The organism is Hyunsoonleella sp. 2307UL5-6 (assembly GCF_047345485.1).
GTDB lineage: Bacteria > Bacteroidota > Bacteroidia > Flavobacteriales > Flavobacteriaceae > Jejuia.
The window spans coordinates 84,373-96,488 of sequence record NZ_JBLFEN010000007.1 but is presented as its reverse complement, the minus strand read 5'-3'; the positions used below and the strand labels follow the sequence as shown (position 1 = coordinate 96,488).

Annotated in this window: 7 protein-coding genes; all 7 read left to right on the top strand. The window is 34.9% G+C overall.

Annotated elements, in window-relative coordinates; translation table 11 throughout:
* Positions 1-14 precede the first annotated feature (14 nt).
* Positions 15-1,754 carry an NrfD/PsrC family molybdoenzyme membrane anchor subunit gene (gene nrfD, locus ACKGJY_RS13145; RefSeq protein WP_413974363.1) on the top strand — a complete coding sequence of 580 codons (1,740 nt, stop codon included), beginning with the start codon at positions 15-17 and terminating at the stop codon, positions 1,752-1,754.
* 9 nt (positions 1,755-1,763) lie between these two features.
* Positions 1,764-2,297: a DUF3341 domain-containing protein gene (locus ACKGJY_RS13140; protein ID WP_413974362.1), complete on the top strand. Its 534-nt coding sequence runs from the start codon at positions 1,764-1,766 to the stop codon at positions 2,295-2,297.
* A 7-nt stretch (positions 2,298-2,304) separates the two neighbouring features.
* Positions 2,305-2,910, top strand: a complete 606-nt coding sequence (locus tag ACKGJY_RS13135; RefSeq protein WP_413974361.1) for a c-type cytochrome — start codon at positions 2,305-2,307, stop codon at positions 2,908-2,910.
* A gap of 22 nt (positions 2,911-2,932) precedes the next feature.
* On the top strand, positions 2,933-4,300 hold the full coding sequence (locus ACKGJY_RS13130; protein ID WP_413974360.1) for a quinol:cytochrome C oxidoreductase: 1,368 nt from the start codon (positions 2,933-2,935) through the stop codon (positions 4,298-4,300).
* A gap of 31 nt (positions 4,301-4,331) precedes the next feature.
* Positions 4,332-5,405, top strand: coding sequence for a cytochrome c oxidase subunit II (locus tag ACKGJY_RS13125; protein ID WP_413974359.1), 1,074 nt, complete (start codon positions 4,332-4,334; stop codon positions 5,403-5,405).
* 26 nt (positions 5,406-5,431) lie between these two features.
* Positions 5,432-7,222, top strand: coding sequence for a cytochrome c oxidase subunit I (locus tag ACKGJY_RS13120; RefSeq protein ID WP_413974358.1), 1,791 nt, complete (start codon positions 5,432-5,434; stop codon positions 7,220-7,222).
* A gap of 198 nt (positions 7,223-7,420) precedes the next feature.
* Entirely contained in the window at positions 7,421-12,109 is a 4,689-nt protein-coding gene (locus ACKGJY_RS13115) for a gliding motility-associated C-terminal domain-containing protein (RefSeq protein WP_413974357.1), read from the top strand.
* Positions 12,110-12,116: the final 7 nt, after the last annotated feature.

The following is a 12,116-nucleotide window of genomic DNA, read 5'->3' as shown; positions in this document are numbered from 1 at the left end:
TCAATTATATAATTATGGCGTCTCATTACGAAGCACCTATTAGAAGACCTTTAGTTACAGGCGAAAAATCATATCACGATGTTACCGTGGATGTAGCAAAGCCTGTTGAAGGAAAAGCCAATAAGCAATGGTGGATAGTTTTCGGTATTGCACTTGCAGCTTTCCTTTGGGGAATTGGCTGTATTATCTACACTGTTTCTACCGGTATTGGAACTTGGGGTTTAAACAAAACAGTAAACTGGGCTTGGGATATTACTAACTTTGTTTGGTGGGTAGGTATCGGTCATGCGGGGACATTAATTTCCGCAGTACTTTTATTATTCCGCCAAAAATGGAGAATGGCAATTAACCGTTCTGCGGAGGCTATGACAATTTTCTCTGTAGTACAAGCAGGTTTATTTCCAATTATACACATGGGTCGTCCATGGTTAGCATATTGGGTATTACCAATTCCTAATCAATTTGGGTCTTTATGGGTTAACTTTAATTCACCATTACTTTGGGATGTATTTGCAATTTCAACATATTTATCTGTATCATTAGTATTCTGGTGGACAGGATTATTACCTGATTTTGCAATGCTAAGAGATAGAGCTATCAAACCTTTTCAAAAGAAAATATATGCATTATTAAGTTTTGGATGGTCGGGTAGAGCAAAAGATTGGCAACGTTTTGAGGAAGTATCACTAGTATTAGCTGGTTTAGCTACACCATTAGTACTTTCTGTACACACTATAGTATCTTTTGATTTCGCAACCTCTGTGATACCAGGTTGGCATACCACAATATTTCCACCTTATTTTGTTGCAGGTGCTGTATTCTCTGGTTTTGCTATGGTAAATACACTTTTAATTATAATGAGAAAAGTGTGTAATTTAGAAGACTATATAACAGTTCAACATATAGAATTAATGAACATCGTAATTATGATTACTGGTTCTATAGTTGGTGTTGCATATATTACAGAGCTATTTATCGCATGGTATTCTGGAGTAGAATATGAGCAATATGCATTCTTAAATAGAGCAACGGGACCTTACGCTTGGGCATACTGGATGATGATGTCTTGTAATGTATTCTCACCACAATTTATGTGGTTTAAGAAATTAAGAACTAGTATCATGTTTTCATTTATTATTTCTATAGTAGTAAACGTTGGTATGTGGTTTGAGCGTTTTGTAATTATTGTAACGTCATTACATAGAGATTATTTACCATCATCTTGGACTATGTTCTCGCCAACATTTGTAGACATAGGAATATTTATTGGTACTATTGGGTTTTTCTTCGTGTTGTTCTTACTATATTCTAGAACTTTCCCTGTAATTGCTCAGGCTGAGGTGAAGACTATTTTAAAATCTTCTGGAGAGCGTTATAAAAATATTAGAGAGTCTGGTAAAAGTTTAGTTGGAACTGGTGCTGATGAGAGAACTTCTAATAAAGTAACGCATGTTATCGCAACAGAACCTACAAAAACAGTAATTGAAGGTGATAAATCAGAAATGACAAACTCATTACTTGAATCTATAGGAACTTTTGATCCTGCTACTCAAACTTCTGATGATTTGAAGAAAATTAGTGGCGTAGGTCCTAAAATGGAACAAGTATTGAACAGTATTGGTATTTTTACATTCCTACAGGTAAGTAAAATGACCAAAAATGAATATGATTTGTTAGATAGCATCACAGGATCTTTCCCAGGAAGAGCAGAACGTGATGATTGGTCTGGACAAGCTAAAAAATTAATAAACTAAACATAGTCAATGGAAGCTTCAAGAGTTATTCACGCTATTTATACTGATGATGACGTTTTAATGTCAGCCGTTAAAAAGGTTAAAGCAGCAAGACATCACATCGAAGAAATATATACACCATTTCCAGTTCACGGGCTAGACAAAGCCATGGGGTTAGCACCAACACGTATAGCTATTACAGCTTTTATGTATGGTTTGGTAGGTTTAACAGTAGCAATCGTTATGATGAATTTTATTATGATTGAAGACTGGCCTCAAGATATTGGTGGAAAACCAAGTTTTAGCTATATAGAAAATATGCCTGCTTTTGTGCCTATTATGTTTGAACTTACAGTATTTTTTGCAGCACATTTAATGGTTATCACATTTTATTTAAGAAGTAGAATGTGGCCATTTAAAAATGCTGAAAATCCAGATCCTAGAACAACAGATGATCATTTTTTAATTGAAATTGCGGTTCACGGTAATGAGAATGAATTACAAAGTTTACTTGCAGAAACTGGAGCAGTCGAAGTTAATTTAGTAGATAAAGAAGCGCATTAATATAATTATGAAAAGCTTAATTAAAATTTTAGCAATAGCAGTTATTTTTGTTGCAGTATCGTGTAAAAAAGATACAGCACCTAATTACCAATATATGCCTAACATGTATGAGTCTGTAGGTTATAAAACTTACGGTGAAAATCCATTATATGAGAATGGTATGGCAGCAAGAACACCTGCAGAGGGAAGTATCCCTAGAGGATTTGTACCATTTGATATTGAAAATTCTACGGAAGGCTATGATATAGCTAAAGCTACACTTAAAAGCCCTTTAGCCCCACCAATACCTTTAGATCAATTTGATGCTGAAGATAAGATAGACGCAACTAAAGACAGAGTTGATTATGAAAGAGGAGGTCCTCTCTACACAATATATTGCGCCATATGTCATGGAGTAAAAGGAAATGGTAAAGGAAAACTAGTGATGCGAGAAAAAATACTAGGTATTCCTAGTTATGATGACGTAGGTAGAGCCATAAACGAAGGTAGTATATACCACACCATATATTATGGTAAAAACTCAATGGGTTCTTATGCAAATCAGTTAAGTGAAGAAGAACGCTGGCAAGTGGTTGCTTATGTGTTAAAGTTAAAAGCAGATTTAGAAAAGTAAGATTGATAAGATTATTATAGATATGTATACATTTTCAAATAAATTAAAGACATTTTCTATCATTCTAATGGTTCTTGGAGCTGTAGGTGTTGGAATTGGTTTTTCAACATCTCATAAATCTTTTGAAGAAGTAGAGCAATTACTTGCAGAAGAATCACATCATGGTGGAGGACACGGTGAAGAGGTTGCTCATGATGAGGCTAGTCATGGTGCGCATGCAGCAGTTGATACACATGGTGATGCCCATGCAGAAGGATCTCATGGTGAGGTTGATGAACATGCAAAACATATTGAGCATGTACAACATCAAATAGCTAACAGACCTTGGTCAGCTTTATACGTGGCTGCATTTTTCTTTATGATGATAGCATTAGGAGTTTTAGCTTTCTATGCAATTCAAATAGCATCTCAAGCAGGATGGTCTCCAGTATTATTTAGAGTAATGGAAGGTATGACTGCTTACCTATTACCCGGCGCATTAATTGTGTTGGCTATAGCAGCTGCTTCACACTTTATAGGTCATAACAATATATTTATTTGGATGGATCCTGAAGTTGTAGCTCATGATAAACTTATTCAAGGCAAAACAGGGTGGTTAAATATTTGGGGTTTTATTATTAGAGGTTTAATATTTATTGGCGGATGGAGTTTATATCGTCATTTTTCACGTAAATTCTCAATAGCTCAAGATACTGCTGAAGATAAAAGTAATTTTAAAAAGTCTTTCCGCATCTCTGCTGCATTCCTAGTATTCTTTATATACACAGAATCTATGATGTCTTGGGATTGGATAATGAGTGTAGATCCACACTGGTTCTCAACATTGTTTGGATGGTATGTTTTTGCTAGTATGTTTGTTAGTGGTATAACAGTTATAGCTTTAATTACTATTTACTTAAAATCTAGAAACTACTTAGAATTTGTAAACGAAAATCACCTACATGATGTTGCTAAATTCATGTTTGCTTTCAGTATTTTCTGGACGTATTTATGGTTTTCTCAATTCATGTTAATTTGGTATTCAAACATTCCTGAAGAAGTTACTTATTTTGTGACACGTTTTCAAGATTATAAATTACCATTCTTAGGTATGGTAGTAATGAACTTTGTATTCCCTATATTAATGTTAATGAATGCTGATTATAAGCGTATACCATGGTTTGTTGTTATGGCTGGTTTAGTCATATTATTTGGGCATTACATTGATATTTTCAATATGATTATGCCTGCTACTGTTGGCGATAGATGGTTTATAGGCATACCTGAAATAAGTTCGGTACTATTATTTGCTGGTTTATTTATTTTTATAGTATTCACGGCCTTAACAAAAGCACCTTTGTTGGTGAAAGGCTATCCTTTTAGAAAGGAAAGCGAAGATTTTCATTATTAATTAAGAATTTAAGTAAAGACGACTGATAACAATGACTGCTTTATTAACAATTATAGTTTTAGTATTTATCCTGATAGCTATTTGGCAGATGGTTAAGATTTTTGATTTAGCTCAGGCTAAAAACGAAAATGATATTTCGGGAGTTGCAACTGATAAGGATAATACCATTAATGGTTATCTAATGATGGGCTTCCTGATATTCATTTACGTTATAACCATAATTTCAATGGTTAAATGGGGAGACTTACCATTAATATCTAATGCTGCTTCAGCCCACGGTCCAGACGTAGATAACTTAATGATTACAACTTTAATTGTTATTTTCTTTGTACAAACTCTAACTCAATTTCTATTGCACTACTATGCATTTAAATATAAAGGAGAAAAGGGTAAAAAAGCATTATTCTTTGCTGACAACAATAAATTAGAATTCATTTGGACTATCATTCCCGTTATTGTTCTAGCAGGATTAGTAATATGGGGGTTAAACACTTGGATTAACATAATGGGTGTTGATGAAAGCGACGACCCTTTAGTAGTAGAATTATATGCGCAACAATTTAACTGGAAAGCACGTTACGGTGGTGCTGATAATACTTTAGGAAAAGCTAATGTGCGTTTAATTGATATAGACCGCGCTAACATTTTAGGATTAGACGAATCTGATCCTGATGCGCAAGACGATATTATCACTACAGAATTACATTTGCCTGTTGGAAGACCAGTTTTGTTTAAAATGCGATCGCAAGATGTATTGCACTCAGCTTATATGCCTCACTTTAGAGCACAAATGAACTGTGTTCCTGGTATGATTACCCAGTTTGGTTTTACACCTACTGTTACTACTGTTGAGATGAGACAGACTCCAGAAATGCAAGAAAAGGTGATGAATATCAATAATATTAGAATAGAAAAAAGTAAAAAATTAATAGAAAAAGGAGAAGAAGCTTTAGACCTTTACGAGTTTGATTATCTATTACTTTGTAACAAAATTTGTGGTAAATCTCACTACAACATGCAAATGAAAATAGTAGTAGAAACAGAAGAAGAATATAATGCTTGGATAAAGGAGCAAAAAGATTTTAAAAATTCTCTAATTAACTAATTCAAAAAAGAAAACGAATATAGATTATGTCAGCACACGCAGATACTCACGCTCACGACGACCACGGACATCATCATAAAGAAACGTTTATAACTAAATACATATTTAGTCAAGACCATAAAATGATTGCCAAACAGTATCTTATTACAGGTACTATTATGGGAGTTATAGGTATACTAATGTCATTAGTTTTTCGTATTCAATTGGCATGGCCAGAAGAACCTAATGTTATATTTGAAGCTTTATTAGGTAAATGGGCTCCAGATGGTGTTATGGATGCTGATATATACTTAGCTTTGGTTACCATTCACGGGACTATCATGGTCTTTTTTGTATTAACAGCAGGATTAAGTGGAACATTTAGTAATTTATTGATACCGTTACAAATTGGTGCCCGTGATATGGCATCTGGTTTTCTTAACATGGTCTCATATTGGTTATTCTTCTTGTCAAGTGTAATCATGGTAATTTCATTATTTGTGGAAGCAGGTCCAGCTGCAGCAGGATGGACAATATATCCTCCATTAAGTGCATTACCTATGGCTCAAGGCGGATCTGGTATGGGTATGACGCTTTGGTTAGTCTCAATGGCTATTTTCATTGCATCCTCATTGTTAGGATCTCTTAATTACATAGTAACTGTAATTAACCTTAGAACCAAAGGTATGTCTATGACAAGGTTACCGTTAACGATATGGGCATTTTTTATCACTGCCGTTATAGGTGTTATTTCTTTTCCCGTATTATTATCAGCAGCATTGTTATTAATAATGGATAGAAGTTTTGGTACATCTTTTTTCTTGTCAGATATATTCATACAAGGGGAAGTACTACACTACCAAGGTGGCTCACCAGTATTATTCGAACACTTATTTTGGTTTTTAGGTCACCCAGAAGTATATATTATCATATTACCAGCAATGGGTATTGTATCCGAAATATTGGCTGCTAACTCTAGAAAACCAGTATTTGGTTATAGAGCAATGATTGCTTCAATTTTGGCAATTGCTTTCCTTTCAACAATTGTTTGGGGGCATCACATGTTCATATCTGGTATGAATCCGTTTTTAGGTTCAGTATTTACATTTACTACTTTACTTATTGCAATACCATCGGCTGTAAAGGCTTTCAATTGGATTACAACTATATGGAAAGGTAATCTCCAAATGAATCCTGCCATGTTATTTTCAATTGGTTTTGTATCAACTTTTATAACGGGTGGATTAACAGGTATTATACTTGGAGACTCTGCTTTAGATATTAACGTCCACGATACTTACTTTGTAGTGGCTCACTTTCACTTAGTAATGGGTATATCTGCTCTTTACGGTATGTTTGCGGGTATATATCATTGGTATCCAAAAATGTTTGGTCGTATGATTAATAAAAATTTAGGTTATCTACACTTTTGGGTAACTGCGGTTTGTGCATACGGTGTGTTTTTCCCAATGCATTTTATTGGTATGGCTGGCTTACCTAGACGATATTATACGAATAGTAATTTTCCACTATTTGACGATGTAGCAAACGTAAATGTTATCATTACTATTTTTGCCTTAATTGGTGGGGCTTTTCAACTAGTATATCTATATAACTTCTTTGGAAGTATTTTCTTTGGAAAAAAATCAGTACAAAACCCTTGGAGGTCTACTACTTTAGAGTGGACTACTCCAGTAAAACATATTCATGGTAATTGGCCAGGTGAAATACCTCATGTACACCGTTGGGCATACGACTACAGTAAACCAGGACATGATGTAGACTTTGTTCCACAAAATATTCCGCTTAAAGACGGTGAAGAAGAACTACATCATTAAAAAATAATAGCCTTTATAGCACAGTAAAACCCCGTCCGTTTGGACGGGGTTTTTCCGTTTAAAATATATTTTTTATCGATGAAATGTAAATTTTTTAAAAAAAACACGATGAAATACAAATAAATCAGTTAAATTGCGAACTGAAATTACTTAACAGTATTTCTTTTTGCTTTTAATTATGATTTTAACTATTCAACGATGAAAAATAACCCCTCCTTAAAAGTCATGTGCTTAAGTACGTGCTTTACTTTATTGTTTTTGTTATTGTCGCTGTCAACAACAGCGCAATGTCCTACAATAACTAACCCAAATCCTCCACCTATTTGTGATGCCTCAGGATTTATGTTCACAGATTTAAATGCATTTGCAGACGACTCTGTTAGCGGTAACGGCATTGTATGGTATGATATGCCTACAGGAGGAACAGCATTTAACACCAATCAATTAGTAAGTGAAGGTACTTACTATGCAGACGGCATGTCAGGAGCCTGTGGCGTTAGAGAATCTATAACAATAGATTTTCAAGTAGACGATTCAGGTCTTAATTTAGATCGTGTGTATTGTAGCAATGAAAACGCTACGTATCAAACCTATATAGACGACGTTTTGCAAGCTAGTATTCCACTAGGAGGTTCTGTTGAAATTTATACGGATATAGTATTGACAACTCAAGCAATTCCCATGAATACTATTCCTAACAATATTGTAAATCATTTTATAGTATTCGTAGATAGTTCAGGTTGTAAAAGTCAAATTGAAAATGCTAGGATAGTAGTTAGTAATTCTCCTAACGATCCTACGCCTAATAGTATTCAGGAGTTTTGTTCTGATAATACACCAACTGTAGCAGACCTAGATCCAGGAACAACTGAAATCTTTTTCTGGTACGAGGATTTAGATGGTTCTGGCAATCCAGTAATGCCAGCATTATCGCCAACAGATCTTTTGGTTAATGAAACTTACTATGTGCAAGTTGATAATTTTATTTGTGTAAGTAATCCTGTAGCTGTAACTGTTGCTATAGATGATCCTGCAGATGCTGGAAACTCAGAAAACTTAGAGTATTGTAATGATAATCTGCCTATAGCAGATTTTGATTTATTTGATGAATTGGGAGGTACTCCTGATAGTACTGGTACATGGACTGGGCCATTAACAACATCAAATGGATTTAGAGGAACAGTAAATATTTCATCATTAACAACAGCAGGTATCTATACATTTACTTATACGATAACTAGCACAGGAGCTTGCCCTGATGCGGTTTCAAGTATAACCATAGAAGTTTTTGAAACCTTTACATCTGGAGTCCCATCGGCAGCAAGTCCTGCTTCTTTTTGCGAGTCGGGTTTACTAACAGATTTAGACTTGTTTTCTTTATTAGATAACGAAGACCCTGATGGACAATGGACTCAAGGTACATCAAGTACAGATCCAATAGTTACATCTCCTTTTGATTTAACAGGATTTACAGCTGGAACATATAATTTCACATATTCACAAAACCTATCACCAAACCCTTGCCCTGAGGAATCTTCAACAGTACAAGTTATAGTGCTTGCCGATCCTGATGCAGGAATAGCAGTCAATCAAACGTTTTGTGAGAATGATTTAGCAGCTAATTCACCATTTAATTTATTTGATGCATTAGATGGTTCTCAAGATAATAATTCTGGAATATGGACAGATGCATCAAGTACTTCAATTTCAAACTCAGTAGATATTACGGGGTTTACAGTAGCTGAAAGCCCATATTTATTTATATATACTATTGATAATGGTACATGTACTGACTCTGAACAGATTTCAATTACTATAGAAGATGCTCCAGAATCAGGAACACCAGTAGCAACCTTTCCACAATTTTGTGAAGATTCAGCACCATCAAGTTTTAATTTATTCGATTTATTAGAAGGTGAAGACCAAACAGGAATATGGTATATAGGCACAGACACTTCTGGAACTACAACAACAAATTTAGTAGATATATCAAGTGAAACATCAGGTACTTTAAATTATACCTTTGATGTGGATGCGATAGGTAGTTGTGATGATCCATTGGTAACGGTAAGCATAATAATAAATCCGCTACCAGATACAGGAATACCTTCATCAGCTACTTTTTGTGAAAATGATGTAGTGGCAAATTCACCATTAGATTTATTCGGACAATTAACAGGAGAAGATTCAGGTGGTACTTGGACAGATGATGATACATCAGGAGCTTTAACAGGAAGTGAAGTAGATTTAACTGAATTAACTATCGGTGCGTTTAATTTTACATACACGATAACAGATGCTAATAATTGTACAAATAGTTCAACCGTAACTATTACTATTGAAGATGCTCCAGAATCAGGAACACCAGTAGCAACCTTTCCACAATTTTGTGAAGGCTCAGCACCATCAAGTTTTAATTTATTCGATTTATTAGAAGGTGAAGACCAAACAGGAATATGGTATATAGGCACAGACACTTCTGGAACTACAACAACAAATTTAGTAGATATATCAAGTGAAACATCAGGTACTTTAAATTATACCTTTGATGTGGATGCGATAGGTAGTTGTGATGATCCATTGGTAACGGTAAGCATAATAATAAATCCGCTACCAGATACAGGAATACCTTCATCAGCTACTTTTTGTGAAAATGATGTAGTGGCAAATTCACCATTAGATTTATTCGGACAATTAACAGGAGAAGATTCAGGTGGTACTTGGACAGATGATGATACATCAGGAGCTTTAACAGGAAGTGAAGTAGATTTAACTGAATTAACTATCGGTGCGTTTAATTTTACATACACGATAACAGATGCTAATAATTGTACAAATAGTTCAACCGTAACTATTACTATTGAAGATGCTCCAGAATCCGGAGTTGCAAATCCACCAGTAGACTTTTGTATTGCCGATATTACACCAACACAAACATATAATCTATTTGATATTTTAGAAGGAGAAGATCAAGCAGGAACATGGAATGATGATGACGCTTCTGGCGCTTTATCAGGAAGTTTAGTTACTATTGATGGACTTACTGCTGGAACTTATAATTTTACATACAATGTAGATGCGATAGGTAGTTGTGATGATGTTGATGTTACTGTAAGCATTGTAATTAATGATACGCCAGCACCTACAGCTGATGCTTTACAAGAATATTGTGATAGCGCAACAGTAGCTGATCTGGTAGCAACAGGTACAACAATTCAATGGTATGATACTGCAACAGGAGGAGCGCCTCTTGATGCTACTACTGCTTTAATTGATGGCGAAGATTATTACGCTACCCAAACTGATGCTAATACTAATTGTGAGTCTTCCGTAAGAACTCAAGTTGATGTAACTATTTATCAATCTCCCAATGCTGGTGTGATAAATACAACACCTATTGTAGCATGTAATGATAATACTAGTGTTGATTTATTCAGTGGACTAGACGGGACTGAAGATTCTGGAGGTACATGGAACGATGATGATACAACAGGAGCATTATCAGGTAATATACTTGATGCTACTGGACTTACAGCAGGAACATATAATTTTACATATACTGTAACAGCATCTGCTCCCTGTGTAGATGATAGCACAACAATTGTAATTACAATTGAAGCGCCACAAAGTACAGGTTCTGATACTACTTTAGATATTTGTAGTAACGGTATAACTACAGATTTATTTACATTATTAGGAACAGCCGATACAGGTGGGTCATGGTCGCCAGCTTTAACTAGCGGTACGGGAGATTTCGATCCATCTACTGATGCTTCAGGAACATATACATATACAATTACAAATGCATGTGGTACGGTAAGTAGCGATGTAGTTGTTACAGTTGTTGAAGCTCCAAATGCAGGAACAAATACAACACTAGCAGCATGTACAATAGATGCAACAACAGATTTGTTTACACTTTTAGGTGTTAATGCGCAAACGGGAGGAACATGGTCACCAACTTTAAATAGTGGTACAGGAGTATTTGATCCTTCAGTCGATACAGCAGGAACTTATACATACACTGTTACTGCTAATGCGCCATGTACTCCAGATGCTAGTGCAGAAGTAACCATAACTATTGATGATAGTCTACCTGTTATTGTGTTAGAACCTAGCCCTACGTTTTGTATGGTAGATAATCCAACAGTTGCAGATTTAAACAATAGTATAAGAGCCACAGGAACTGTTAATTGGTATCAGGATGCTGCATTAACCTTACCATTAGTAATCACAGATGCATTGGTAGATGGAGAAGATTATTATGCTACACAAACGAATAATACAGGTTGTGAATCTTCAGTTGCAGAACAAGTGGATGTTACGATAAATGATGCAGCTACACCAACTTTAGATGATGTAAGTGAAGAGTATTGTATTAACGATGGTCCAACTCTTAATACATTATCTCAAAATATTGTAGAGTATGATACGGATTTAAATAATATTATATGGTATGATGTTGCTATTGGAGGTATACCACTTTCAGAAGATACAGTATTAAATACTACAACATACTATGCCGCATTAATCCATCAAACTACAAATTGTGAAAGTTCTGTAAGATTAGAAGTAACGCCAGATATTACAGCTTGTGGTAAAATAAATTTACCTGACGGATTTTCGCCAAATGGTGATGGTGCAAATGACACCTATGATATTGATAATCTAGGCGTTTTATATCCAAACTTCGAGATAGAAATTTTTAATAGAAATGGAAACATTGTATATAAAGGTAATGCAAGTACACCACGATTTGATGGTACATCAAACCAAGGACGTGTTGTTGTAAAAGGCGATTTACCAGTAGGTGTGTATTTCTATATTTTTAGATTTAACGATGGTGAAAATAAACCAGAACAAGGACGCTTATACTTAAGCAGATAATTTATAG

Coding starts and splice junctions, on each gene's coding strand:
- nrfD (WP_413974363.1), top strand. CDS start 15: ATGGCGTCTCATTACGAAGCACCTATTAGAAGACCTTTAGTTACAGGC.
- ACKGJY_RS13140 (WP_413974362.1), top strand. CDS start 1,764: ATGGAAGCTTCAAGAGTTATTCACGCTATTTATACTGATGATGACGTT.
- ACKGJY_RS13135 (WP_413974361.1), top strand. CDS start 2,305: ATGAAAAGCTTAATTAAAATTTTAGCAATAGCAGTTATTTTTGTTGCA.
- ACKGJY_RS13130 (WP_413974360.1), top strand. CDS start 2,933: ATGTATACATTTTCAAATAAATTAAAGACATTTTCTATCATTCTAATG.
- ACKGJY_RS13125 (WP_413974359.1), top strand. CDS start 4,332: ATGACTGCTTTATTAACAATTATAGTTTTAGTATTTATCCTGATAGCT.
- ACKGJY_RS13120 (WP_413974358.1), top strand. CDS start 5,432: ATGTCAGCACACGCAGATACTCACGCTCACGACGACCACGGACATCAT.
- ACKGJY_RS13115 (WP_413974357.1), top strand. CDS start 7,421: ATGAAAAATAACCCCTCCTTAAAAGTCATGTGCTTAAGTACGTGCTTT.